Here is a 25,989-nt window from a genome sequence, read left to right as displayed (position 1 = left end):
TATTTCGGCAATGCAGCTTATGTGACGCTAGGACTCAGGACGGGGGTGCCTGTCGAGCCCTTTTTCGGAAGATTCTGAGCTTGGCCTTGCCCCCCTTGCCCGCATTGTCTCATCGACGGTGCTATCAGGCGCCGCTGCCGGATTGACTGGCAACTGGAACAGGTCACGAAGCCAATTACTCGCTTCCTTACGGCCTTCTGCATGGGCACGACGAACCTGCACGGTCGGGTGATGGATCAACTTGTTCGTAAGTGCATGGGCAAGCTGCCGCATGACCGCTTCCACGCTCTGTCCGGAATCCGCCAGCCGGAGAGCACGCGCGAGCTCCAGATCACGTACTTCTTCCGCCCGCTCACGTAAGGATTTGAGCACGTCTACCGTCTCGAGCGAGCGAAGCTTGTACATGAAATCGTCGACGCCTTCGCGGATGAGATGCTCCGCTTCCTTGGCCGCCTCCTCACGCGCCCGAACATTACCCTCGATGACGGCCTCGAGGTCGTCAATACCGTAGAGATAGGCATCTTCGATATCGGCCACTTCGGCTTCGACATCGCGCGGCACGGCAATATCGGCGATAAACATGGGCTTGTGCCGACGCTTGCGGAGTGCGGTTTCCACAGCGCCTTTGCCAAGTACAGGCAGTGGCGCACCAGTGGACGCTATAACGATATCGGCCTTGGCGAGATGATCCGGCAGGTCACTGAGCTGAATGGCAGCGCCGCCGGTTTTCAGCGCAAGACTCTCAGCCCGACTGAGTGTGCGGTTGGCGATAATCAGATGTTCGATGTTCCGCTGCAGCAGGTGCTTTGCCACAAGCTCTATGGTTTCGCCCGCACCGATCAGCAGGGCGGTGCACTTGTGGATCTCTGGAAAGATACGACCCGCGAGTGAAACCGCAGCATAGGCTACCGAAACCGGATTGTTGCCGATGGCCGTTTGGGTTCTCACCCGTTTCGCCACGGTGAAGGCCTGCCGAAACAGCCGATCGAGCACTGTCCCTACTGTACCGCTGGACCGGGCTACCGTGAAGGCATCCTTGATCTGCCCAAAGATCTGCGGCTCGCCCAGCATCTGCGAGTCCAGCCCAGAGGCGACTCGCATGAGATGGCGCACGGCGGCCTTTCCCTCGAGAAAATACAGCGCGGGCTCGAGCTCTGCCCGACCCACTTCATGGCCAATCTCATGATAATCACAAAACCAGTCACAAAGCCGAGCGGCATCGATATCGGGACAGCTCAGATACAGCTCAGTGCGGTTGCAGGTGGAAAGGATGGTGACCTCACTCACCCCAAGCTCATCAGCCACGAGCTTGAGCACGACCGGCACTTCGTCAGCCTGAAAGGCCACGCGCTCGCGCAGGCTCACGCCAGTGGTTTTATGACTGAGACCGAAAACCTTGATCGTCATGGGTATCCGTCGCTAAGGAGATCCGAGCGCCCGCGAATCGCGGATAAATACGCCGAATAATGCGCCATATTAGCATGCGCCTCCGCGACTTGCAGCCATCCACTCGATAGGCTTCCCTCACCAGACATTCGCCCACATCATCGCGGTCATCTGAATTCCTGAACAAGCTGTAAGACTACAGGCAGCGCTATCGGCCACCAACAGTTGCGAATCAGCACGCCTGAATGCACACTCTGACGGTCACCCAGGCACAGACCGGATCCCGGAACAGGAAAAACCTTCATGACCCGAAAGACTTCGCTACCCCCGCTGACTGCCTTGTTGGCTGTCGTTGCCCTCGCAGGTTGCGCCTCCACCGGCAGTGACCACCAGGGCATGAGCGAAGCGCAGTTCCAGTCCCGACAGACGATCCCCAAGGGTCATGTCCGCGATCCCATAACGCTTCAGCCAATCAGGATCACACCCGCCGAAGACTACAAGGATACGTCAGTTGACGGCATGTCAGAGAACACGATCAGACTGCTCGTCGAGGCGGAAATCTCTGGTCACCGAGGGGATCTCAAACGACTGCTGAGCGACTATACGGCTGTGGCGCTCGAAACCAAGGACAGTGCTGTTATTCAGCGCGCCTTTGAGGCAGCGCAGTACATGAAGGACGACCCTGCGGCCCTCGCACTGGCAACACTCTGGACAGATGTGGCACCAGACGCCCTCGAGGCGCATCAGCATGCGGCGGTCTATCAGCTTAAGGCGGGTGATTTCTCATCCGCCCTCCGGCACATGGAGCGGGTCATGGAGCTTGGGGGACAGAGCACGTTCGACCGTCTCGCGGTTCATGCGGCCACGCTCGATCCGCAAACCCAGGACAGCCTGCTCGACCTCTACGCGGAACTCATCGAGCGACACCCTGAAGAGGCCTCGCTCCGTTTTGGTCACGCCAATCTGCTCGCGCAGAGGCAGCAGTTCGAAGAGGCTTATGCCGAGAGCGGCGATCTGGTGCGCCAGCACCCGGACGAAGCCAATTACGTGGCGCTGCACAGCAAGTTGATGCACAAGCTGGAAGGCGCAGACGCAGCACTGGCCTACCTGAAGAAGCAGCGCAAGAGACTGCCGAAGAGCATGCAGATCGGCGTCCTGCTGGCACAGGCCCTTCTTGATGAGGAGCAGTTCGAAGCCGCAGAGAAGGTGTATGCCGAACTGGCCGCACAGTTTCCGAAAGTGCCGACCCTCAAACGTTCATATGCCATCATCGCGCTGCAGAATGATAACGTGGAGGCCGCAAGACAGGCGCTTCAGTCGCTCGTGGCCGAAGACAAGCTGACGAATGATGCGCACTACTATCTTGGCAGAATCGCCGATCAGGCTGACGAAATCGATACCGCCATACATCACTACTCTCAGGTCACGTCAGGCGGCAATTTCGTGACCGCACTGGCACGAAGCGCCTTCCTCTTGCGCAACGCCGACCGCGACGAGGAAGCTTCGGCGATGTTCGCCCACGCGCGCAGCCTCTATCCGGAGCAGAGTGAGGCCATCTGGCAGGTGGAAATCAGTTTGTACAACGAGACCGACGATCATCAGGAGGCGCTCGAGGTTGCTGAGCGAGCAGTTGAGGAACACCCCGACAGCCTTGATCTGAAATACAGCTATGCGATGACAGCCGACAGGGCCGGCAAGATTGACGTACTGGAGCGCGAGCTTCGGGAAATACTGGAGCAGGATCCCGATAACGCCATCGCACTCAACGCCTTGGGTTACACCCTCGCAGATCGGACCGATCGCCTCGAAGAGGCCGAATCCCTCATCCGACGCGCTCTCGAGATCGACCCCGCCAATCCAGCGATCATGGATAGTCTCGGCTGGCTGCTGTATCGCAAGGGCATGGTTGCAGAGGCTTTGCCATACCTGGAGAAGGCTTACATGGCATTCCCCGATCCCGAGGTTGCAGCGCATCTTGGCGAGGTGCTCTGGGAGACAGGTGAAGAGGCTCGTGCGAAAACGGTTTGGCGTGAAGGCCTTACCCAGGACGATACTCACAAGCTCCTGCTGGAAACTATTCAGCGCTACGGCCTGAGCTCAGCGCAACTGATCAACGAGTGACGCTTACAGGCTCGATACCATTGAATTTACAATCATTTCGAAAAGGATGCCTGCTCCTGCTGGCACTACTGCTGTTCACGGGCTGCGAACTCAGTGCACCCAGAGAGCCGGTCATCTATGGCGTTCAGCCACCGGACTGGGCCAAGACAGCTGCGCGCCTGCGCGATTTAGACCACTGGACTATCGAAGGCAAAATCAGCGTACGCCGTGATGACCGTATCGATACTGGCCAGATCCGCAGCTGGCAACAGCGGGACGCCAACTATGATATCGAGCTGGCGTCAGTAATCCTCGGTCTGGGCGCTACGCGTGTGAAGGGAGATGACTCTACGGTAACCATCCACCAGACTGGGGAGGAGGCCGTCACGCTGCTCCAGGACCCCGAGGCAGCTTTCTACGGTGCTTTCGGTTGGCCACTGCCAGTGCGGCAGATCAGCAGCTGGATCAAGGGACTGCCGGCAGTGGTGACAGATGGCCCCGCACCCAAGCTGACCTTTGGTGCCGCTGGCGAGGTCGTTGCGATCGAGCAGGACGGTTGGACGATCAGCCTGCGCAAACACCAGCCTGTCATGCTCGGCGGTTACCAGCCACTGCTGCTTCCACATTTCGTTCAGCTCAGTCGCGAGCCGGCCAACGGTCAGGACGCGCAGGTGACAATAAAAATGGCCATCTCCAACTGGGCGGCAATCAGGTAATGGCTACGTTATCGCCTTCGGCCCTACCCCCTGCCACCACAGTACACGCACCAGCAAAGCTGAATCTGTTTCTTCACATCAACGGTCGGCGTGAAGATGGTTACCATGAGCTACAGAGCCTGTTTCAGGCTGTGGACCTCTACGACGGCTTGAGCTTCATCCATACAGCCAGAACCGATGACCGGCGAGAGCATCAGGCCATTCAGATGGCCATCGACCCCCTGTCGCCGATTCGCTTGTCCACTGAGTCGTCGGAACAAGCCAACACCGATAACCTGGTTTTTCGCGCAGCTGAGCTACTGCGACAGTGGCAGATCAGGACGACCGGTGTAGATCCGCTGGCGGACAAAACTCTGCATATCACGCTGACGAAAGTCATCCCAGTGGGAGCGGGACTCGGCGGCGGGAGCTCAGATGCCGCGTCTACGCTGCTTACCCTCAATCAGCTGTGGCGACTCGCTCTTCCATTGAAAACCCTGCTGCCGCTAGGCTTGCAGCTGGGCGCGGACGTTCCGTTCTTTCTCTACCAGTCGCCCTGTCTGGCCGATGGCGTGGGTGAAGAACTCATGCCGCTTCAACTCGCTTCGGAGCGCTTTCTGCTGATTCATCCGGCCTGTCATATTTCGACTCCAGCAATTTTCGGTCATCAAGCCTTGACAAGAGACACACCAAAACGCAAAATTGCGCCCGCTTTACGAGATGAGCTGACTGCTTCACTAAGTCCGCTCTGGAACAGCAAGGTCTTCGGCAACGACTGCGAATCTGTCGTCCGAATTCAGTACCCTGAAGTCGATTACATCTTTGACTGGGCAGCTACTGAATCACAGACCTGCCGTTTGACGGGAACCGGCTCCACAGTGTTTATTCCATGTGGTCCAGTGGCTAGTCCGGAATCCGCAGAATTGGCGAACCGGCTAGTGCAGCGTTTACCGTCAGCTTATGTTGGCCAGGCTGTAATTGGGCTGACAGCGGGTTCTCACAAAGTGGGAACGGTGCTAGAATAGGAATCTCGTTAAAGCCTTGAATGAAGACGCTCTTGTCCCTTCGAGGTCGTTCATTACATGAATTATTGGGGTGTAGCCAAGTGGTAAGGCAGCGGGTTTTGATCCCGCCACGCGTTGGTTCGAATCCAGCCACCCCAGCCATCTTTTCCGTGGCGCGACGCCTTGTCGCCCACGGGTGTCGTTGCAAGTTCAAGTACAGCCGGCAGCCTTCAGCAATGTCATTTGCATTTCCAGGCCGGCCTGCGGGTTCGGACTTCACATCCGCCGCCTCACGACGCAAGACATGACTGTATCCTCGAAACCATCTAATGAACCATCTGAAAAGGGTCCCACTGTGTCCAAACTCATGATCTTTTCCGGCAGGGCTAATCCCGAGCTTGCGAGAAAGGTGACCGACGCGCTGCATATTCCACTTGGCAATGCGGTCGTCAGTAACTTCAGTGATGGCGAAATCACAGTCGAAATCAATGAAAATGTCCGTGGGCGCGATGTCTTCATCATCCAACCGACATGTGCACCGACCAATGACAACCTCATGGAACTGGTGGTCATGGCTGACGCGCTGCGTCGCGCATCTGCTGGCCGAATCACTGCAGTCATTCCCTACTACGGCTATGCACGCCAGGACCGCCGGCCACGATCGAGCCGCGTGCCAATCAGCGCAAAGGTTGTGGCGGACATTCTTGACGGTGTAGGTATCGACCGGGTACTGACGGTTGACCTGCATGCCGACCAGATCCAGGGCTTTTTCCACATCCCGGTCGACAATGCCTATGCTACGCCAGTCATGCTGGATGATGTAGAGCGACGTGGCCTCAAGGATTACATCGTCGTCAGTCCCGACGTAGGCGGCGTTGTTCGTGCCAGAGCCTTCGCCAAGCGGCTGAACGATGCTGATCTGGCGATCATTGACAAGCGTCGCCCGAAAGCCAACGTCACTGAAGTCATGCACATCATCGGTGATGTTCAGGACAAGACCTGCATTCTCATCGACGACATCGTCGACACCGCCGGCACACTTTGTCAGGCTGCCAATGCCCTCAAGAAACAAGGGGCGAGCAAGGTTCTGGCCTATATCACGCATCCGGTACTGTCCGGACCTGCCATCGAGAATATCGAGGCGTCGCAACTTGATGAGCTCGTCGTTTCCGACACGATTCCGCTCAGTGACAAAGCCCGTAATTGTGATAGAATCCGCCAGCTTTCTTTGTCTGGCCTGCTTGCGGAGTCAATCCGCCGGGTCTGCAATGAAGAGTCCATCAGCGCAATGTTCAACTAAGGCTTTGAAAGCATTAGTTTAAACGCCTGATACAAGAGTCGGCGATTGGTCGCGATCGCTGACATTCATTTATGAAGATTATGCAGCCGCTTTGGCGACTGCCAGGAAAAAGATTATGGCTATCGATTTTACAATTGCCGCAACCAGCCGCGATGTTCAGGGGAAAGGTGCGAGCCGCCGCCTACGTCGCGAGCAGGGCATGGTGCCAGCCGTCGTTTATGGCGGAAAGAGCCAGCCAGCAAATATCATGATCAAGCATAATGAATTCATGCATGCGCTTGAGAATGAAGCGTTCTATTCACACATTCTCACGCTGGATATCGACGGCAAGACCGAACAGGTCATCCTCAAGGATCTGCAGCGTCACCCGTACAAGCCGACACTTCAGCACGCGGATTTCCAGCGCATCGTGAAGGGCCAGGCTATTCACGTCCACGTGCCACTGCACTTCATCAATGAAGACAAGGCCGTGGGCGTACGTCAGGGCGGCGGCATCATCTCTCACCAGATGATCGAAGTCGAAGTTGTCTGTCTGCCGAAGGATCTGCCTGAGTTCATTGAAGTCGACATGGCAGAAGTTGCAGTTGACCAGATCGTTCACATGAGCGATATCACCCTGCCTAAGGGCGTGAAGCTTGCGGAACTCGAGAAGGGCGAAGGCCACGACCAGCCAGTAGCCAACATTCACATGCCGCGCGTTGTGAAAGCTGATACCGATACTGATGGCGAGACTACCGAGGGCGGCGCTGAGTAATCGGCAACGTTCACGAAGAACGGGCGAATAGCCCGTTTTTTTATGCAGTTTTAAACTGATGGAACAATCTCCATGACCGATGCTGCGACCACACCTATTCGCGCCATTATCGGCCTGGGCAATCCCGGCAATGAATATGCGCAGACACGCCACAACGCGGGGGCGATGTTCGTTGAGAGGCTGGCCACCCACCTTGGCTGCACATTAAAAGCCGATAGCAAGTTTTTTGGCCACTATGGCAAAGCGATGACCAGCGCTGGTGAAGTACACCTGCTGATTCCGGCCACCTTCATGAATCGCAGTGGCCAGGCTGTCGGTGCGATGGCACGCTTCTATAAGCTTGAGCCAGTGGAACTTCTGGTGGCCTATGATGAGCTGGACCTGCCGCCCGGGACGATCCGCCTGAAAGCATCTGGCGGCCATGGCGGCCACAACGGCATACGCGATATCATTCAGACCTTTGGTGGACAGAACGATTTCCACCGTCTTCGCCTCGGCATCGGACATCCCGGTCACAAGGACCGTGTGACTGGCTACGTGCTGGGTCGGGCGCCGGCAAATGAGCGTGAGTTGCTGGAGCAGTGTTTTGATCGGGTGGAAGCCCACCTGCCCTCACTCCTGAAGGGCAACCTGGCTGCTGCCATGAATGAACTTCATCGACAGGTCGAATGATCGAGCTGTCGTTTCGAATAGATAACAACTGAATTCAGAGCAGGTGTGATATGGGTTTTAACTGTGGCATCGTCGGCTTGCCCAACGTCGGCAAATCAACGCTGTTCAATGCGCTGACTCAAGCCGGCATCGATGCCGAGAACTTTCCATTCTGCACCATCGAACCCAATTCGGGCATCGTGCCGATGCCCGACCGACGGCTGGACGCATTGGCTGCAATTGTAAAGCCGCAGAAAATATTGCCGACCACAATGGAGTTCGTCGATATAGCTGGCCTGGTTAAAGGCGCCTCGAAGGGTGAAGGACTCGGCAACCAGTTTCTGGCCAACATTCGTCAGACTGACGCGATTGCCCACGTTGTCCGCTGCTTTGAAGACGAGAATGTTGTTCACGTTGAAAACAAGATCGATCCAGCGGCCGATATCGAGGTGATTAATACAGAGCTTGCGCTCGCCGATCTCGATACCGTCGAGAAAGCCGTCTACAGACTTTCTCGGGTGGCCAAAAGTGGCGACAAGGATGCCAAGACGAAACTGGCTATTCTGGAGCGTGTGCAGCCTCACCTGGACCAGGGCAAGCCAGCACGCAGCCTTGCGCTGACGCCGGACGAGCACCTGCACATTCGCGAGCTGTGCCTGTTGACCATGAAGCCGACCATGTATATCGCGAACGTCGCTGAGGACGGTTTCACCGATAACCCGCATCTGGCCGTGGTTGAAGCCATTGCTGCAGAAGAAGGCGCGGTGGTAGTGCCGATCTGTAACAAGCTTGAGTCCGAAATCGCCGAACTGGAAAGCGATGAGAAGGCGGAGTTTTTGGCCGATCTGGGCATGGAAGAGCCGGGTCTCGACCGTGTAATACGGGCCGGTTACGGCCTCCTCGGCCTGCAGACCTATTTCACGGCAGGCGTGAAGGAAGTACGCGCATGGACCGTTAGAGTTGGCGCAACCGCTCCACAGGGCGCTGGCGTTATCCATACCGACTTCGAGCGCGGTTTCATCCGGGCCGAAGTCATTGCGTACGAGGACTTTATTGCCTGCAAGGGTGAAGCTGGCGCGAAGGATGCCGGAAAATGGCGGCTTGAAGGTAAGGATTACATTATCAAGGATGGCGACGTTATCCATTACCGCTTTAACGTATAGGCGGTAATCCGCATCTGAGTAGCCAAATGGCATTGACATGTCGGCCAAAAGCTCAGAGAATACGCGGCCTGAACTTCGGGTGAAACCCTTTGTTCAGAATGTGGCAAGGTAGCTCAGTTGGTTAGAGCACAGCACTCATAATGCTGGGGTCGCGAGTTCGAATCTCGCTCTTGCTACCATTTTTTTCTTGTGGGGCTTAGCCCCTCCTCCCCCGGTTATCCGTGCGCACACCTGCGCAGAGTCTGGACTACGTTCGGCTCAATAGCCTTCCTATATTGTCTGCAGTTGACAGAACGCGGGATCGACAACGCTTCGGTTGGAAGCGCCGACTTTCCGACGCTCCACCCATGACCATACCTTCTCGTGAAAGTAGAACCCGACGGTATTAACGGCAGGTTCAATAAGCGCCAGTGTGCCCCCTATGATCATGCTGCCTGTTAAAAGGTAGGCCACGGTGAACGCGACGGAAAAATGCAGTACCGCGAAACTCAAAGTCTTTTTCATAGCGCCCTCTCCCGAAAGTGTTAGCAGTTGCTTAGAATCAACTGTAATCCAGGAGTCGCTATAATAAAAATCAATTAGAGGAATACAAGCAATAGTTTTTACCAATGGATCTACAGCCGGCGAATCTCCATGGTCTGGCTTGCGGCCTCGTCAATGGTCTGTCCACTGCGGGCAGCAATCACTTTAGCCACTTCGTTGCGGTCAATGGTGTTGTCCACAACCAGCGCGTCCATTTCTGCTGGTGTCAATTGAGCGCTACCGCCGGGCAAATAGATCGTGCCATTGGAAAAATCTATCGCAAAAGCGATGAGTCCTGGAATGAGAAAGAAGAGCAAACCTATGCCGTCGAGGATAGCGATGGCGGGGTCGATGTTACCACCGCGCTGACCTTTCCGTTCCGGGTGGAGTATCGTGCCACAAGCAGCAAGCTGCGTGACAAGCGCCGTTGCAATGGCAAAGCTGGTCAGTTTCTTCATCGTTTTCTCCTGGTTATCGTTGTTGTTCAAAGTCTAGTCTAAACTGGCGGTGGAGCGGCGCTTTCGTCGGCCACATACCAGTAATACCTGATATCGCCAGCCCTCAATAGCGCCTACAATCGCGACCTTTCTTCTGGGATACCCGCATGAATATTCTTGTACTCACCTATGAATATCCTCCTCTGGGTGGTGGCGGTGGCAAGGTGGCTCTTGGCCTTGCAGAAGGTCTCGTGGCCAATGGCCACTCGGTTGATGTGGTCACCATGGGCTTCAAGACTCAGGTCGGTGAGACTGTTCAGAATGGCGTGAGGGTGCATCGACTCAAGAGCTTGCGCGCCAAGCCCGAGAGCTGTCATATCGGTGAGATGGTTCCGCATGAAGCCTCTGTGCTGTTCTACGTGCTGAAACTTGCCAAGACCAGACGCTTCGATATCATTCACGCCCACTTCATTTTCCCGGATGCCTTCACGGGATCATTCCTGGCGAAACGCCTGCGAATTCCGCTGATCTGTACAGCCCACGGGTCGGACGTTCCTGGCTACAATCCTGACCGCTTTCAGTTCCAGCATGTTCTGCTCAAGCCCGTCTGGCACTATACCGTTCGGGCCATCGATCTGATTACCAGCCCAAGCGAGCACCTTCGCAAGTTAATACTGAAGTCACGACCTTCGGCGAAGGTCACGGTCATCCCGAACGGCTATGATCCAGCACGCTTCGATCCGAATACTGAAAAACAGCCAGGCATCGTCGTGTGCACGCGGATGTTTCAGCGCAAGGGCGTGCAGTACATCATTGATGCCGCTGTCCGTATTGCCAAAGAAGACCCCAAGTACCGTATTCCGCTGCATATACTCGGTGAAGGCCCTTACCTGCAGAATCTTCGCGACCAGGCCGCTGGGAAAGATATCGACATCACCTTCCATGGCTGGGTCGACAACGATTCGCCCGAGCTGAAGGCGATTTACGAGAATAATGCCATTTTCGCCTTCACCTCTGATCAGGAAAACTTTCCGGTCAACCTGCTCGAAGCGCTCTGCGCTGGCAACGCGATCATCACCACGGACTCCAGCGGTGGCAAGGAAGTTGTCGGCGACTGTGCGCTACTCGTGCCGCCGCAGAATCCGGAGGCCATCGCAACGCAGCTGAAGCGCCTGATCGATGACGCCGGTTTCCGTCGGCAGCTCGGTCAAGACGGCCGTAAGCGGTTGGAAGATAATTTCAGCTGGAAAGCAGTTACCCAGCAGTTCGAAGACAGCATGCGACCGCTCATCGAGGCTAACGAGCGGAAACAACAGCAGTGAAGATTGCCTACATCTACCTGAGTCAGCTCGAAACACGCGACGCCAACATCAACCAGATGCTGAGCATGTGCGAAGCCCTGGGCAAGCACAGTGAGGTGACGCTCTTTACCGGCTGGATGTCGAAATCAGCTTTCGCGTCCCTGTGCCAGTTCTTTTCGATCAAGCAGAATTTCGCTACCCAGCGCTTGCCCGTGAAGCTGCTGACGGGCTCCTTGCTGATCGAGAAGGTTACCCGCCTGCTCTACTGCATTCAGGTGCTGATGGCTCTGAAAGCAGGCAGTTTTGATGTCATCTATACCCGGGACATCACACTGCTGGTCTTCCTCAAGATGCTGCCGAGCTGGGCGCGGCCCAATGTGCCAGTAATCTATGAGCCGCATACGCTGTATCACAAGACCTCGGAGAAAGTAAGTTTCGAACTCGAACACGCATCACTGAAGTTGGCCGATTATTTCATTCCGATATCACACGGCATCGCGCGAGATCTCGAAGGCATTTTGGGCGTAGATCCCGGGCGCATCACAGTGCTACCTGACGGCGTTCGCGTCGATGTGATTGCCAATGTGCAGGCGCAGTCCCTGGCCCGCGATCAGCTGCAGGTACTGTATTCAGGTAGCTTTATCGACTGGAAAGGTGTTGAGATCTTTATCGAGGCCATTCCATTTGTGCGCACACCGAACGTGGTATTTCTGGCGCTTGGCGGGGTGGGTAAGGATTTCGAGCGTATCGAACAGCTGGTGGCGTCATTGGACCTGCAGGATCGCGTGATACTGCGCTCACGCATGTCTCAGGATGAACTCATGCCTATCGCCAAGAGCGCCCATATCGGTGTATTGCCGAACAACCGAACGGCCATCGGGGCGCACTACACGTCTCCCCTCAAGCTATTCGAGTATATGGCGAATGGTTTACCTATTTTGGCGTCTGACCTCGAGTCGATGCGGGAGATCCTGGCTGAAAATGAGCACGCGCTGTTTTTCGAGCCATCGAATCCGTCGCACCTGGCGACGCAGCTCGACCGACTCTTGCAGGACGAGGAATTGAGGCGCTCGATGGGTCAGCGGAACTTGCAGGCCGTGGAGGCCTATAGCTGGGACTCGCGTGCGCAGCGCATCGTCGAGATTGCCAAGCGGTTGACACAATGAGCCTTTCACTGAAGTCTTTTCTGAGCTTTGCACTGGTCAGACTGCTCGCTCAGGCAACGTTGTTCGTGTTTCCCCTGCTGGTGGCAGCCTTCATCACACCTGATGAGTTTGGTCGTTTTTCGCTGGCGCTCATGCTTTTATACGTCTTCACAGCCATAGGCATCCAGTCCTCACAGTCGCCCTATGTCGTGCAGGCTAGCCGTGAGTTCACCCGCAACGGTAATGTGAGGCGTGCGACCACAGCGCGGGCAATCAGCGTTGGCAGCTGGTACCTGATTTCGCTAGGCATCGCTGTCGTGTTCCAGGACGCATTCCTGACATTTACAGGACTTAGCCACGAGAACTATGTGTTGGTCATTGCTGGCTTCTATGTGGTCAGTATGCGGTTCATTCACACCTCTACCTTTACATCCACGCAACGCAAGATGTGGGGGCCGCTGTTCGAACTCGCGATTGGCGTCAGCCTCTTCGCCGTGCTTATTATCTTCTACCTGCAAGGCAGCTTTGATCTCCGAGACGCGCTGTGGACACTCTTTCTCGGCCACGCCATCGCGGCCGTGCTGATATTGCCAGTGCTGCCCTGGCGCTTGATGCTGCCGTTCAGTTTCGATGCGCACATCGTAAAGGAGCAGTTTCGTAACAGCCTCTGGTATGTAATCGGCGCCGTCGCTGTCTACTTGATGAACTGGGGCGACAATCTGGTCTTAAGACTCTATACCGACTTCGAAAGCATCGGTCAGTACAACTTCGGCTATCAGATTTTCAAGGGCATGTTGATCTGCTTCACGACCATCCAGATGTTCTACTTGCCAGACATTCATCTCCTGCTCGAAGACAAGACCAAGCTTCGGCACTTCATGAAAACCACACGACTGCAGATCATGGGGCTTGGCACCCTGGGTCTGATCGTGACCGCCGTGTTGCTGGAGCCGGGACTAACGCTGGTATATGGGGCCAAGTACGACCCCTCTTTGCCAATTATGTATTGCCTGTTGATCGCCTCGTTCTTTGCGCTGTATCAGATGCTGCAACTCTCGATTATCGTGGGGATGTCACGCTTTGCCTTCGTTCAGATCGCTACTTTCATTGCGCTCGGCATTAATCTCGGGCTCGACTTTGCCCTTGTACCAAGCTACGGCATCATGGGCGCAGCAGTCGCAACCACGATTGCCTATGCATCGCTTGCAGGCCTGTTCAGCTGGTACATGAGAAAACGGCTCAGGTTGTTCGAAGAGATTTGACGCCTAATTGAAAATGAGATCTGACGCAGTCTGCTCGGCCTCGAGTGGAATGAAGCGGGCGCAGGCATTCTCGGGACAGTGGGTGATTTCGCCGACATAGATGGCGTCGCCATCGCTATACAGATCGATTCTCACGAAGCCGAAGTAGCTGCTGAGCTTTTCGGCCACCGCTTTCATTTCCGGCATGTTCTTCGGGAGCTCATAGGGCCCCAATTCACGGGGCCGCTTCATCGAAAAGTCCTGCTCGTTCATCGCACCATCGTAGTATTTTCTGGTGTGAACGTGATGACGACCAATATCGACCTGTAGCAGCTTCACCTTGCCGTTGAAGCAAAAGAATTTGTAGTCCTCACCCTTGGTACCACCAAACAGAATCGGCTCGATGATGACCTTTGGCTCTGCATAGCGGTAATTCACTTCGCGCTTGTAGAGATAGTAATTCAAGTCGAACCAGGCTTTGATTTCTGCTTTGTCGATGGGCTCTCCGTCGCGCCGGAGAATGACTCGACCACTGCCATGGGTGGGCTTGATACAGCAGCTTGCGGGGAAGTCAAAAGCGTCGATTTCGGCTTTCGACTCCAGAACGGCTATGGATTCGATGTTGTACTTGTCGCCCACGGTTGCCGCAACGAAGTGCTTCACGAGCGCCTTGTCCGAAGTGAACTGACGCAAGGGGCTCAGCATCTCCTTAGAGGTCTTGAGTCGGAACAGGTAGTCATTCAGGAGCATTCCCGAGCCTGGCTTGCGCCTATGGGCACGGAGAAACAGCAGATAAGAAAAGATATAGTCACCGGTGCGTGTCTTCGGCAGCGACTGGAGTACGCGGGCCAATACTTTCGTAAGCAAGTGAATTCCTCTTCCATGTAGGCGAGTGCGACCCAGCCCTGTAAAGAACTTACAGGCTATGGCCGGGACTCTAGCAGAGACCTGGTTGGTCGTTAGCAAAACTTATGGTTGACCTTAGCCCGCTTTCGAGAGCACCTGGTTTTCCTCTTCATACCATCGGGAAAGGTCCCGCCCTGTTAGATTTTCAAGTTTGATGACATCCTCACGGTAGTAGTCTCTGATCCTGGCTTTGAAGTCCGCTGAAAGTTCCAGCTTTGCCGACTCCTTTGTGAGTAAGCCAAGCAGCACCTTATGCAGGTTAATCTTACGCAAGGCGACCAGTAGCCAGTTCATCTTCATGGCCACAAGCGCACGGGGTAATAGGAACAGAAAACGCCCAACCCAGGGGAATCTCGCTTTTTTCGCTGCGTTTGACTTCCTCTCGAGCCCTGCTGGAACGAATCTGGCGTCGACGCCGAGAAACTCATACATCCGGGCCACCGTGCCGGCTCTGTCTTTGCGGATGTCGTCCATGAAAAACAGCAGCACCTGGCTTCGGTCGCAGCGCTTGTAGAGCCGCTCGATCTGCTCGCCATACAGCCCCTGCTCCAGATAGCGACCGTCGCTGCGGATCTCCTCCTCGATCGACCCCTTCGCGATACCAATGTAGTCATGGTTCATGCGGTAGTGGGAGACGAGCCGCTCCAGCGGATCTCTGAGGCAAATCAGCAACTTGATCTCCGGGTTGTAATCCAGGATGTTGTCGATCGCGTCGGGATCGGCGATGTACAGCGGCGTGTACTCTCCGCGTATGGCATCGGCGCGGCAGTGCGAAAAATGCTGGTGGTACCAGTGCAAGCTTTGCTGCCGCTGAGGATTGGCGCCTTCGTTCCCGGGCGATGCGAGCGAGTTGAAGTAGCGGACTTCCTTGGGCTCTGAGAGACAGATTTGCGGATGCGCAGCCAGTATGTCCGCCAGCCAGGAACTACCACCCTTGGTAACGCCGATCCCGATGAACTCTATAGGTTTCATCTGCTTGTAGACCTCCTTTTCATATTGCCTGATGACGACTCGCGCCCGCTCGACATCGTCATCAGCAACCATAACACGCACATGACCGTGTGCTGCCAACTCGCCCACCCCGCCCTGGAGAAACTCCCCTGTCACCCACGCCAGCACCTCTTCGTGCTCCAGACGTGACTTGAGCAGGTATGCTTCTATAGTATTCGAAGCTTCGTATACAACTTTCATCTATTACCCAAGGAAAACTGTGTCAGACCGCCGCCGGTTCATAATCGTCATTAACGCTGCCGCTGGGAACCAGAAGAATGAACACCTGCTGGAATGTATCAGCAGGCACATTCCGACCGAATCACTGCTGAAAACCGATCAGGTGCATCCGGGGCCCGACTTCGAGCAGGACGTTGATCGCGCCATCCGAGACGCCGCAGCCGAAAAAGCGGTACTGCTCATCGCAGGTGGCGACGGAACCGTCAACACCTTCCTGGGCCGTATGTCGGTGCTGAATTCTACAGTAGGCAAAACAACGCTCGCTATCATCCCAAGGGGTACATTTAACTACTTTGCCCGGGACCACGGCATTCCTACTGAAGCCAATGAAGCAATAATCAACGCCCTCGAAGGGGTGGCACAGCCGGTGCCGCTATGCTGGGTGAACCGTGAGCCCTTCTGTGTGAGTGCGAGCCTCGGCGTCTACCCAAAGATCATGAAGGCACGCGAGCGCATTCTGGCGAAAACCGGGCGATCCCGGCTCGCAGCGGTGCTCACCAGCATCTGGGTGTTCCTGACGAATCAGAAGCGTTCACTGATCTCGATCGAGCACGGCACCCAGGTACGACAGATGAAAACGCCGCTGGTGGTGGTGACCTGCAGCCAGACCCAGATCGAGACCTTCGACATGCCTGAAGCAAGTCATCTGGACAAAGGCTTCATGATTCTATTCGCCATGCGAGGGCGCACCAGTATTCGTATGCTGTTTGCATTGCTCAAAAGCGCGTTCGGCGGTATTCGCAATGTTGAAGAGATCAGTTACGAACCCGTTCAGAAGCTACAGATCACCTATCCGCGCATCCGCCGCCGGAAAACCATAGAGGTTGCGGTCGATGGCGAAATCCGCCGGCTGCAGAACCCGCTGATCTTCCGGGTCGAGCACGAAGCGGCCCAGGTCATCGTCCCTGCAAAGAGTCGGGAAGATGAGTGAATATACTGCACATTTCAGATACCCACTTTGGTACTGAAATACAGAGCACTATTGAGGCCCTGCTCGAACACCTGGAAGAATTCCCCAGTCAGCTGGTCATTTACTCTGGCGATATTACTCAGCGGGCGCGTGTGAGCGAGCTCAAGGCCGCCGCCGCCTTTCTGCGACGCCTGCCGGACGGTCCGGTGATGATCGTACCCGGCAATCATGATATCCCGCTGTACAACGTGCTGCAGCGCTTTAGTTCGCCGTATGGGCGGTATGACGAGTATCTGGCGAATTTTTCGCTTGGGCAGAACCATATGCCTGTTTTTGATTCGGACCGAGTGTCGATTACGGGGCTGGATACGACTAACCCGGCGCGGTACAAGGATGGCCTGTTGACTGATGAGCATATCGAGCTGACAAGCGAGCGTCTGCGGGCGGCCGAGGCGCATAAACTGAAGATCGTATTTGCGCATCAGCCGGTGGACGCTATTCTGGATAGGGACGAGAAGAACATCATGCAAAATGCCGAAGCTGCTATTCGGCAGTGGGCGGCTGATGGGATGGATCTGTACCTGGGCGGGCATATTCACTTTCCGTTTATGCAGCCCTTGAGTAGCCGGTATTCTGGCTTAGCCCATGATGCTTGGACAGCTCAGTGCGGCACGACGTTCTCGACCAGAATTCGAAACAAGATGCCGAATTCGTTCAATCGGATTTGTGTAGGAGATACCAGGAATGAAACCAAGTTGGAGCGCTGTGAATTTGATTATGGGATGCGGCGGTTTAGGTTGGAGGAGCGGGTTTTGCCTTGGTTGTAGGGAGCTCCGCCCAATATGCAGTTAGCGCGAAGCCGAACAGTCCGGGAGTCTCTTTGGATCACCTCACACTTTGAACGTTAGAGTCCGATTGACGAATCGCTACCTGATCGGCTTGGCAGGCTGTCTAGTAATCGTAGGCGCGAGCTATATTGCACTCAACCGAGTGGAAGGTCAGCCGAAAATAAGTGACCTCGATCTGGCAATTTGGGTATATGTTCAGTTCTTCTTGTCCACTGCGTTTATTTACGTTTTCTCTATAGTGCTCTGGCGTTTCTTTGCTCGCCAATTCGGTATTCGGAAAGATCTGGGTATTGCCTTCATCGATATGGGCTTGTTTGCGGTAGGTAAATACTTCCCGGGGAAGATATGGGGCATCTTCGCGAGGGGTGCTTGCGATGGCGCTGATAAAATAACGATAACTCGAACCAACGTATTGGTTTCGACAGCAGAGCAGATCTATTGCCTAGGAGTAGGCGTTCTAGTAGGAACTGCTTTGGCCCTGATTTCTTTACCTGATATCGGAGGCGCTCTCGCATCGATTGTGGTCATCAGCGTACTGGCTCTTTGTGTACTGATGCAAAGGCTCGGTGTGTGGATTCTTGACATTTCAAATAAGTTTCGACTTCCAGCAACGTTCATCAGCATGACCAATCGCCTGATTCTGGCCAATGGCTATATCGGGCTTTGGCTGCTCACATCGTTACCGTTGATTATTCTCATCGGCTCCTCTCATACACTAAACCTTTCGGAAGCAGCTGCTCTTATGGCGGCCTTTACGTGCGCGATGATAGCTGGATGGATCGCAGTGTTCGCACCTGGCGGAATTGGCATTCGAGAAGCGAGTTTTGTTCTACTGGCCCCCGCATGGCTCACATGGCAAGAAGCCGTGTTCTGGATAACGTTGCATAGGATGTTGTTTACCCTGTTCGATCTCTGCTTCGGCGTCATAACTGTAGGAATTGCCACCTTCCGATACAGGCTATCATTGTCATCATGAAACAACATATAACGGCACCAGCTCCGAGATTTCTGCTTCGTTATTTTTTCCTGAAGCAGCTACTCAAACAACATTCCCTTGTCCGCAGATCGTTTGAGGAGGCATGTGAGATTGGTCCAGGCCTCGGAGATGTGAGTAGTTTTTTCACAGCCGCTAATGACGTCACTCAGATGAACCTCTTCGAAGGATCCGCCCAGGCACGCGAAATTCTGGAAAAGCGGTTCCGCGGTAACGGTAATATCTCGGTCCGCAATGAATTTTCGCAGGATGACAATAGATATCAGATTGTACTTTGCTTTGAAGTGATAGAGCATATCGAGAACGATGAAGCCTTCCTGACATCCATATTTGCTTCTTTGAAGCAGGAGGGCTGGTTCATCGGCTCTGTCCCCGCTTATATGAGAAAATGGCAAGCCATTGATGAGTTGGCGGGACACTTCAGACGCTATGAGCCGTCCGAGCTATATGAAAAATTATCAAACGCCGGCTTCACCGACATTTCTGTGTACATTTATGGCTTCCCTCTCACGAATATAATGTTTCCGTTCCGGCAATTAGCCTACGGCAAGAAAGTCAACAAGCGTACTTCGACTGATAAAGCTGAAATGACAGCTAAAAGTGGAATATCAAGGAGAACCGTGCGGGGGCTTAATACAACGCTTGTGTACGCGATCGTCAAGATTGCCAGCTCGCTCCAGCGCTTACCTGGCCTTTCCCGCCTGGGCGACGGGCTGATCTTCACATGCCGAAAGAAATGATCTCAGTGAGCCCAGCAGAACCCCGGACCGTGCTGGTCGCTGGTACTTATAGCGCTACGGATGCCTATCCCAATACGAAATATCGCTTGAGTCTTCTTCAGAAACAGGCATATCTAACTGTGACTGAGCGTAATTTTCCCAGCAGCAATAAGCTGAGCTACGATTCTCAGGCAGGCAGAATAATTAGCCTTCTCTTTGCCGCTCTTAAGCTGACAGCTGCCACTTTAGCAGCAAGCTTTTCCGTGCTCAGGTTCCGCAATAAGGACGTGTTGTACGTCCCCTACCCTTCACCGCTTTTGTTGTTCACTTTGAGTCTTTTACCAAAGTCAGCTCGCCCCAAATCAATCATCGCGGATGTTTTTATATCGTTGTATGACACAGCAGTGGTCGATCGACGTCTATTCAGCGCCAGCGGTATTTTTGCGAAAATACTTCTATACATGGAGCGCCGCGCCTATTTAGTCGCCCATTGCCTCGTCACAGACACACCTGAAAACTCCGAGTACTATTCAAAATTGTTCGACATTCCAGCTGAATCTTTCACAGCTATTCCTCTATCGATTAACGAAGCAGTTTTCAAACCTTCACCTGACAAGAAGAAAGGCAATCGCTTCAAAGTTTTGTTTGCTGGAACCATGGTCCCACTTCAAGGAATCAGAACGATATGTGAGGCAATAGCGAAGGTTGATTCTAGTTTGCCGATCGATTTTCTTTTCGTCGGCGATGGGCAAGACTCAGCAATTCTAGAGAACTTTTTTTTGAACGCGCCCGAGCGTTTCGAACTACAGTATCAGTGGGAGCGAAAATGGCAGGACTCTGACTCACTTGCGGCGTTGATTCAATCAGCTGATCTCTGTTTGGGCATCTTTGGGGACCAGGCGAAAACAAACCGAGTGTGGCCACTAAAAAATTACTTGTACATGGCTTGTGGCAAAACGCTAATTACAAGCGACACCAAAGTAGCGAAGAGACTTCAGGAAAATACACAAGGCCATCCATTTGCTATGGTCTCACCTGCCAACCCGTCCCAGCTGGCGCGAACCATCCAAACGCTTTACGCAGATCCTGCGCAAATTCACTCCATCGGTGAGTGCGCAAGGGCCTTTTTCACCGAGCATCTTTCCTCCAGAGCTTCAAACGAAAAATTTCTAAAACTTTTTGATCAGCGTTAACGGAATAACGCGCCTACTCCCCCTTGTACATGAGGTTCGTGATCTGCTCTGAGATAAGACCGATAAGAAAAATAATGACCGCCGAACTCATCAGTAGCATCGACATATTGGTGAAGCGACTGGCTGTGATGAATGTGAACAGGTAATAGCTCAGCCCCGCGGCGAAGAACCCACAGCTGACCGGAAAGAAGATCTTTAGCGGCGAGTAAAGCGTTCCTATTTTGAAAATCACCAGAAAGAACCGAATACCGTCTCGGAAAAGCTTTATATGACTCTTCCCTTCCCGCTTTTTGACTTCAATTGTTTCGAATTTAACTGAATAGCCTGCTCTAAAGAAGGCCATTGTGCTTGTGGTCGGGTAGCTAAAGCCGTTGGGAAGCAGGTACAGGAACTCGCGAAATTTGGCGGCATTGGCTACGCGGAAACCTGAGGTCAAATCGGCTACATGATAGCCGGTCATATAACTAGCAAGTCGGTTGTAGACGCCGTTGGCAAAGCCTCTCCAGTAATTAGCCTGCGAGACTTTTTCCCGCGCACCGACCACCAGGTCGTATCCTTCATTATATTTCCCGAGAAGGTGCAGCACATCGCGTGCTGAATGCTGTCCGTCGCCATCCATGAAAATCAGTACCTCGGAGGTCGCTGCCCGCGCACCGGTCTTTATCGCGGCACCGTTGCCTTTGGAGTAGACGTGACGGCACACCTTGGCACCCGCGGCCGCGGCCAGCTCGCCAGTATTGTCGGTGGAGCCGTCGTCGACGACGATGACCTCTAAGGGCTTCACAAGCTCGAACAAATCCTCTACAAGCGCCTTTATGGAACTAGCCTCGTTCTTCGCTGGAATAACTATGGAACATTTGCAATCAATCATAATTTATTCCCCGACGATGGATTTTTTCTATCTGCTCAATAAATCTATATACATCGCCACCTATCGACGAGGAGAACCGGCCCCGTCTAGTATCTTCTTCGATTGCTTTTCTAGCATTAATCAAAGCGCTGTCATACAGCCCTGCAGATGCGTAAAGAACAGCCAATTTGTAGTAGCCCCGCGCGCTGTTAGTAACGGCGACCGAATTCTCGAGCGATGTGGCAGCATATTCAAAATTTAGTCTCTCAGCATAGTAGTCAGACAAAGTGTCCCAAAAGGGGCCTTGCAGATTCTTTGACTCATTGAAGAGCCTCATCTTCGGCACTTCAATTCGAAGAGAATCTAGCAACGGCCTCGAGCCATCTTTGCAAGTAACTCCATACGATTTTTCGAGCTGATCAAGAAGCTGGATCTGTCCGATAATGCCAAACCCGACCCTGTAGTTACGGTTCCAGTCGATACTTGAAATATCCTCCCCATAAAATATGCACCGGAGGCGAGCTTCGGTAAAAACGCTGTCAAACAACAGAGGATCCAGTTCGACCGCATCTTGGATGAGGCCGAGGGACAATTCTGGCAAGCCTTTAGCCTCGAGATGCTGCGAATAAGCAATATGCGCTCTTATCGATTCTGGCGAGTCCTGCTCAAATTTTGCGTAAAGCATGGTTTCGTTCCCCCACGTATTTGAGAGAATATAAGTTGTCAGTGAGAGAAACAGACCATAGCTTACTAGAATAATTGGGGCCAGTATTTTTGAGTCGTTCTTATCTGATAAGAATACAACGCCCCAAACTATAATAGCAATTACGCCAATACTTGGCAGATAGTTCCTATGCTCAAAGTAAAGTTCGAGAGGAAGAATAGTTGACTCAAGAAGATGAAACCCAAAAAACCAGACGGCAGCGGCCATCACAATGACATTTCTTTTTAGTATTGCCCGGCTGCATATAGCAGCTGCTATCGATAGCACAGTCAGTCCGAGGAAAATATTACTGTCATAAATCGAACTATTTTCGCTAAAAGACTCCTCAAATAGGTTTAAACTGCTAGCAAATGGTAGAACAATTTTTGATATGTAGTCCCCTAGAATCGGAAGCTGCAGCAAAATACGATCGTCTAGGCTGAAAGTCCTCATAGCGAACCCGTCACCCCAGATGTTTTTCGTTACAACAACTGTAGTTAATAGCGCCCCCAAGCTGAAAAAAAACGCGACCCTTAATCTATAAATAACTTTATCATGGAAAACCGAATTTAGTACAAATAGCTCTAGCACAGCAATGACGAATAGAACCAAAATGGTATTTTCTTTAGATAGAATCCCCGCGCCAAACGCCGCTATGAAAATTGCTGCTGCTGCGAGCGACTTCACTATTTTTTTCTCTTTTACTGACTTCCTTAGAATAAGATATGTGTAAACTGCCAATACAGAGAATAGAGCCGCCAAGATAGCCATTCGCTGTACTATATAAAGAACGGTAGTTAGATGAAGTGGGTGAACTACCCATATGCAAGCAACACTCAGCGCTATCCAATCAGCCCTTCGTCTGCTGTAACCACACTCTTGATATAAGAAACGAGAAACCATCAGCATAACTGCGAGTCCAGTCATCAGATGGAGAAAAATATTAGTTATTTTAAACGGACGAGGTGAAGTAGGCCATGTGTGACCATCCGCTAGGAATGAAAGCATCGATAGCGGTCTACCGAATGGGCCAGAATGGTTATCCAAAATAAAGTGTGAGACTGCTGTCGGATTGTCAACAGACCCGTCCCACCCCAATGCATTTAGGTTACTAAAGTCATCGAACAGGAATGGTCCTGAAACGCCAGGCCACAGTAGCGAGATTACAACAAACCCGGTGACAATCAGAGATACAAGCACTAGAAAATTGTGTTGAGCGCTTTTAGTCATAGGCGGTATACACTACACAGATATATCTTCAGATAACAAAAAAGGAGAGCGACGCTCTCCTTTTTACTCAGGCTAACAATTATCTGCAGTTTGCAGGGAGGAACTTTCCAGGAGCATTGCCTTTGCTACAAGTCCACTTGACACCAGTAGTATCACCAGTACCTTCGAACTTTATAGTCTTTCCGTTTATTTCTGAATTAAGATTTGTCAGAGTATAAGTAGCGACGCCGACACTAGTGTTTGTATCATTGTATTCAACTTTGCTCAGATACTGACTTTGCGCAGAGGTTGTATTGATTCCAGCTACTGCCGCGTTGGTAGGCATCACGCCTACTGACGAGTAGTATTCTGAAATTGAAGTTTTAGCAGAAGCTGCAATACCAAGCACCTCGGTCACTTTCGCTCGTACTGTATAGTCCTGGTACGCAGGAATCGCGACTGCAGCAAGGATACCGATGATGGCCACAACAATCATAAGTTCGATCAGTGTGAAGCCTTGCTGTACCTTACTCATTACTGGTTTGAAATTTTGCATTTGGGTAGTCCTCAGTGTTCTATGACGTTTTGCTTCGGGCGTCGCCTGTGCTTCGCATCCTTGAGAGAAGTAAAGCAGAGGGTGTGCCAAAATCAAATTCTTTCGTATCGCCCTTTTCCTATCAGCCACTTAAGCCCATAACCACCGCTATCGGACGAAAGGTCTACCAGTTCAAATTGTACCGGACAAGCGCGCTTTGTTGCTGACTCACGGCAGAAGGTGACGTGCCGCGTCACATCCTTACCCACACTTTTGACTTCGTCTCAGGGAAACGTGGAAGCATAGCTATACGATTTGGGTTTTTCGGACGGATTTTTGCGAACTCCTCCATTCGCTTCTAAACTCCTCAAATACCTCGATTTCCGCCTGAACTTAAACCGAAGCGGTTTTCTTTACCCTATATAGAGTCAGATACAGTACATGAGCGCACCCCTTACAGGCCTTGCCCGTCGCTTTGTGTTCGACGGGATAATCGATGAAGAAACCGCTCGGAATGCCAGCAATGAGGCCAAGCGCGCGAATATCCCGCTTGTTGCTTATATAGTAAACAATGGTCTCGCCAAGGCGCCCCAGATTGCCCAAGCATCGTCACTCGAGTTTGGCGTACCACTTTTCGATCTTGACGCACTCAATCTTGCGGTCATGCCTGAGAAAGCAATCGGCGAAAAGCTGGTCCGCAAGCACCAGGTTTTGCCTCTCTTTAAACGGGGAAACAGGCTATTTCTAGCAGTGGCGGATCCCACCAATATTGCTGCGATGGACGAAATAAAGTTCGCGACAGGACTCAATGCAGAACCGGTGTTGGTCGAACAGGATAAGCTCACTCGAGCAATCGATGTATATCTCGATAGCCAAGAACAACCTCTCGGCGGAATGGATCTCGACGGCGACCTTGAAGATATCGACATCGATACTGGCGACAACAAGCCGGAGGCCAATCAGGATTCAGGTGAAGACGACGCGCCAATCGTCAAATATGTGAACAAGATGCTATTGGACGCTATCAAGGGGGGCTCTTCCGACGTTCATTTCGAGCCCTACGAGCATGCCTATCGCATCCGCTTCAGAACTGACGGTATTCTTCACGAGGTCTCTCGACCATCGGTCAAATTGGCTGCGAAATTCTCGGCCCGCTTGAAAGTTATGGCCCAGCTCGACATCTCCGAACGTCGTGTCCCCCAAGACGGCCGGATCAAGATGAAACTGTCCAAGACCAAGTCGATCGACTTCCGAGTCAACACGCTACCCACACTGTGGGGCGAAAAAATCGTTCTTCGAATTCTGGACGCCAGTAGCGCCAAAATGGGCATCGATGCGCTGGGTTACGACCCGGACCAGAAGCAGATGTATATGGATGCGCTGGCGCAGCCACAAGGCATGATACTTGTCACAGGTCCTACTGGTAGTGGCAAAACGGTTTCGCTCTATACCGGCTTGAATATCCTTAACACTCCAGAGCGGAACATTTCGACCGCCGAAGACCCTGTTGAGATTAACCTCGAAGGCGTCAACCAGGTGAATGTCAGTACTCGAGTCGGCCTCGACTTCTCTGCTGCCCTCAAAGCCTTCCTTCGTCAGGATCCAGATGTGGTGATGGTGGGCGAGATTCGAGACCTTGACACCGCCTCTATCGCAGTTAAGGCCGCTCAGACCGGACACCTCGTTTTATCTACTCTTCACACAAATAGCGCCCCAGAAACGCTCACCCGGCTGCGCAATATGGGTGTCCCTTCTTTCAATATCGCGACCTCGGTAAGCCTGATTATTGCGCAGCGTCTTGCTCGGCGGCTCTGTAGCGAATGCAAGGAGGAATTGAAAGTCCCGCCAGAGGTATTAAAAGAGGAAGGCTTCACAGACGAACAAATTGCTACAGGGTTTACCTTGTATCATCCCAAGGGCTGTCCAAAATGTAAGGGCGGATATCGCGGTCGTGTGGGCGTTTATGAAGTAGTTAGGGTCACGCCCGAGCTTCAGGAACTGATCATGAATGACGCCAGCTCGCTTGAGATTGCCAGGACGGCGCAGAAACTGGGATTTCGTAACCTACGACAGTCCGCTCTGCGCAAGGTGATTGAAGGCATGACCAGCCTTGAAGATGCGAACCGCGTGACGAAAGACTAGAAACAGGATTACGAGACGATTTGAGTTCGTGCCAATGGCCGAACACTTGTG

General features: G+C 53.1%; 24 protein-coding genes and 2 tRNA genes. 18 read left to right on the top strand and 8 right to left on the bottom strand.

Annotated elements, in window-relative coordinates; translation table 11 throughout:
- Positions 1–27 precede the first annotated feature (27 nt).
- Entirely contained in the window at positions 28–1,407 is a 1,380-nt protein-coding gene (gene hemA / locus ACH3PB_RS01845; RefSeq protein WP_416397774.1) for a glutamyl-tRNA reductase, read from the bottom strand.
- A 282-nt stretch (positions 1,408–1,689) separates the two neighbouring features.
- Here hemA and ACH3PB_RS01840 point away from each other — a divergent pair, with 282 nt between their 5' ends.
- The 9 genes from ACH3PB_RS01840 to ACH3PB_RS01800 all read left to right on the top strand — a co-directional run bounded on the left by ACH3PB_RS01840 (position 1,690) and on the right by ACH3PB_RS01800 (position 9,232).
- On the top strand, positions 1,690–3,507 hold the full coding sequence (locus ACH3PB_RS01840) for a tetratricopeptide repeat protein (protein ID WP_416397773.1): 1,818 nt from the start codon (positions 1,690–1,692) through the stop codon (positions 3,505–3,507).
- A gap of 20 nt (positions 3,508–3,527) precedes the next feature.
- The gene (gene lolB / locus ACH3PB_RS01835) at positions 3,528–4,202 is read left to right on the top strand and encodes a lipoprotein insertase outer membrane protein LolB (protein ID WP_416397772.1); all 675 of its coding nucleotides are present in this window, start codon (positions 3,528–3,530) and stop codon (positions 4,200–4,202) included.
- Complete coding sequence (ispE, locus tag ACH3PB_RS01830; protein ID WP_416397771.1) at positions 4,202–5,206, top strand: 4-(cytidine 5'-diphospho)-2-C-methyl-D-erythritol kinase; 1,005 nt, start codon at positions 4,202–4,204, stop codon at positions 5,204–5,206. Before lolB ends, ispE begins: the two co-directional genes overlap by 1 nt.
- A gap of 66 nt (positions 5,207–5,272) precedes the next feature.
- Positions 5,273–5,347: transfer RNA gene (locus ACH3PB_RS01825), tRNA-Gln, on the top strand.
- 193 nt (positions 5,348–5,540) lie between these two features.
- Entirely contained in the window at positions 5,541–6,485 is a 945-nt protein-coding gene (locus ACH3PB_RS01820) for a ribose-phosphate pyrophosphokinase (protein WP_416397770.1), read from the top strand.
- A gap of 115 nt (positions 6,486–6,600) precedes the next feature.
- On the top strand, positions 6,601–7,239 hold the full coding sequence (locus ACH3PB_RS01815) for a 50S ribosomal protein L25/general stress protein Ctc (protein WP_416397769.1): 639 nt from the start codon (positions 6,601–6,603) through the stop codon (positions 7,237–7,239).
- A 72-nt stretch (positions 7,240–7,311) separates the two neighbouring features.
- Complete coding sequence (gene pth / locus ACH3PB_RS01810; RefSeq protein ID WP_416397768.1) at positions 7,312–7,911, top strand: aminoacyl-tRNA hydrolase; 600 nt, start codon at positions 7,312–7,314, stop codon at positions 7,909–7,911.
- A gap of 50 nt (positions 7,912–7,961) precedes the next feature.
- Positions 7,962–9,053, top strand: a complete 1,092-nt coding sequence (gene ychF, locus ACH3PB_RS01805) for a redox-regulated ATPase YchF (protein ID WP_416397767.1) — start codon at positions 7,962–7,964, stop codon at positions 9,051–9,053.
- 102 nt (positions 9,054–9,155) lie between these two features.
- Positions 9,156–9,232, top strand: a tRNA-Met gene (locus ACH3PB_RS01800).
- 91 nt (positions 9,233–9,323) lie between these two features.
- Here the strand turns inward: ACH3PB_RS01800 and ACH3PB_RS01795 are convergent.
- Both ACH3PB_RS01795 and ACH3PB_RS01790 read right to left on the bottom strand, forming a co-directional pair.
- Positions 9,324–9,557 (bottom strand): DUF2061 domain-containing protein, encoded by a 234-nt coding sequence (locus ACH3PB_RS01795; protein ID WP_416397766.1) that lies wholly within the window; start codon positions 9,555–9,557, stop codon positions 9,324–9,326.
- A 110-nt stretch (positions 9,558–9,667) separates the two neighbouring features.
- Positions 9,668–10,033, bottom strand: a complete 366-nt coding sequence (locus ACH3PB_RS01790; protein ID WP_416397765.1) for a hypothetical protein — start codon at positions 10,031–10,033, stop codon at positions 9,668–9,670.
- 146 nt (positions 10,034–10,179) lie between these two features.
- On the opposite strand from ACH3PB_RS01790, the gene ACH3PB_RS01785 reads away from it, so the two are divergent.
- From ACH3PB_RS01785 to ACH3PB_RS01775, 3 genes are read left to right on the top strand one after another with little or no spacing between them, the layout of a single operon-like run.
- The gene (locus ACH3PB_RS01785) at positions 10,180–11,334 is read left to right on the top strand and encodes a glycosyltransferase family 4 protein (protein ID WP_416397764.1); all 1,155 of its coding nucleotides are present in this window, start codon (positions 10,180–10,182) and stop codon (positions 11,332–11,334) included.
- Positions 11,331–12,479, top strand: coding sequence for a glycosyltransferase family 4 protein (locus tag ACH3PB_RS01780; RefSeq protein WP_416397763.1), 1,149 nt, complete (start codon positions 11,331–11,333; stop codon positions 12,477–12,479). Before ACH3PB_RS01785 ends, ACH3PB_RS01780 begins: the two co-directional genes overlap by 4 nt.
- Positions 12,476–13,720, top strand: coding sequence for a polysaccharide biosynthesis C-terminal domain-containing protein (locus ACH3PB_RS01775; protein WP_416397762.1), 1,245 nt, complete (start codon positions 12,476–12,478; stop codon positions 13,718–13,720). Before ACH3PB_RS01780 ends, ACH3PB_RS01775 begins: the two co-directional genes overlap by 4 nt.
- A gap of 3 nt (positions 13,721–13,723) precedes the next feature.
- Here the strand turns inward: ACH3PB_RS01775 and ACH3PB_RS01770 are convergent, their stop codons facing one another.
- Together ACH3PB_RS01770 and ACH3PB_RS01765 are read right to left on the bottom strand one after the other, a co-directional pair.
- The gene (locus ACH3PB_RS01770) at positions 13,724–14,566 is read right to left on the bottom strand and encodes an ATP-grasp fold amidoligase family protein (RefSeq protein ID WP_416397761.1); all 843 of its coding nucleotides are present in this window, start codon (positions 14,564–14,566) and stop codon (positions 13,724–13,726) included.
- A 114-nt stretch (positions 14,567–14,680) separates the two neighbouring features.
- On the bottom strand, positions 14,681–15,796 hold the full coding sequence (locus tag ACH3PB_RS01765; protein WP_416397760.1) for a putative signal transducing protein: 1,116 nt from the start codon (positions 15,794–15,796) through the stop codon (positions 14,681–14,683).
- Positions 15,797–15,815: 19 nt separating this feature from the next.
- On the opposite strand from ACH3PB_RS01765, the gene ACH3PB_RS01760 reads away from it, so the two are divergent.
- The 5 genes from ACH3PB_RS01760 to ACH3PB_RS01740 all read left to right on the top strand — a co-directional run bounded on the left by ACH3PB_RS01760 (position 15,816) and on the right by ACH3PB_RS01740 (position 20,499).
- Positions 15,816–16,766 (top strand): diacylglycerol/lipid kinase family protein, encoded by a 951-nt coding sequence (locus ACH3PB_RS01760; RefSeq protein WP_416397759.1) that lies wholly within the window; start codon positions 15,816–15,818, stop codon positions 16,764–16,766.
- Positions 16,763–17,572 (top strand): metallophosphoesterase family protein, encoded by an 810-nt coding sequence (locus tag ACH3PB_RS01755; RefSeq protein WP_416397758.1) that lies wholly within the window; start codon positions 16,763–16,765, stop codon positions 17,570–17,572. The genes ACH3PB_RS01760 and ACH3PB_RS01755 overlap by 4 nt, the downstream gene beginning before the upstream one ends.
- 88 nt (positions 17,573–17,660) lie before the next feature.
- A complete protein-coding gene (locus tag ACH3PB_RS01750; protein ID WP_416397757.1) occupies positions 17,661–18,569 on the top strand; it encodes a hypothetical protein in 909 nt (302 codons plus the stop codon).
- Positions 18,566–19,327, top strand: coding sequence for a class I SAM-dependent methyltransferase (locus ACH3PB_RS01745; RefSeq protein ID WP_416397756.1), 762 nt, complete (start codon positions 18,566–18,568; stop codon positions 19,325–19,327). Before ACH3PB_RS01750 ends, ACH3PB_RS01745 begins: the two co-directional genes overlap by 4 nt.
- Complete coding sequence (locus ACH3PB_RS01740) at positions 19,312–20,499, top strand: glycosyltransferase (RefSeq protein ID WP_416397755.1); 1,188 nt, start codon at positions 19,312–19,314, stop codon at positions 20,497–20,499. The genes ACH3PB_RS01745 and ACH3PB_RS01740 overlap by 16 nt, the downstream gene beginning before the upstream one ends.
- A gap of 13 nt (positions 20,500–20,512) precedes the next feature.
- Here ACH3PB_RS01740 and ACH3PB_RS01735 read toward each other — a convergent pair whose 3' ends face one another.
- The 3 genes from ACH3PB_RS01735 to ACH3PB_RS01725 all read right to left on the bottom strand — a co-directional run bounded on the left by ACH3PB_RS01735 (position 20,513) and on the right by ACH3PB_RS01725 (position 23,817).
- Complete coding sequence (locus ACH3PB_RS01735; RefSeq protein ID WP_416397754.1) at positions 20,513–21,370, bottom strand: glycosyltransferase family 2 protein; 858 nt, start codon at positions 21,368–21,370, stop codon at positions 20,513–20,515.
- Positions 21,363–22,823, bottom strand: coding sequence for a hypothetical protein (locus ACH3PB_RS01730; protein ID WP_416397753.1), 1,461 nt, complete (start codon positions 22,821–22,823; stop codon positions 21,363–21,365). The genes ACH3PB_RS01735 and ACH3PB_RS01730 overlap by 8 nt, the downstream gene beginning before the upstream one ends.
- Positions 22,824–23,361: 538 nt before the next feature.
- Positions 23,362–23,817 (bottom strand): pilin, encoded by a 456-nt coding sequence (locus ACH3PB_RS01725; RefSeq protein ID WP_416397752.1) that lies wholly within the window; start codon positions 23,815–23,817, stop codon positions 23,362–23,364.
- Between the two features lie 420 nt (positions 23,818–24,237).
- On the opposite strand from ACH3PB_RS01725, the gene pilB reads away from it, so the two are divergent.
- Positions 24,238–25,938, top strand: coding sequence for a type IV-A pilus assembly ATPase PilB (gene pilB / locus ACH3PB_RS01720; protein WP_416397751.1), 1,701 nt, complete (start codon positions 24,238–24,240; stop codon positions 25,936–25,938).
- The last annotated feature ends 51 nt before the right edge of the window (positions 25,939–25,989 follow it).

The sequence above is a fragment of the Allohahella sp. A8 genome, assembly GCF_047946665.1.
Classification (GTDB): Bacteria; Pseudomonadota; Gammaproteobacteria; order Pseudomonadales; family Oleiphilaceae; genus Allohahella.
This window is presented reverse-complemented; position numbering and strand designations above follow the sequence as displayed.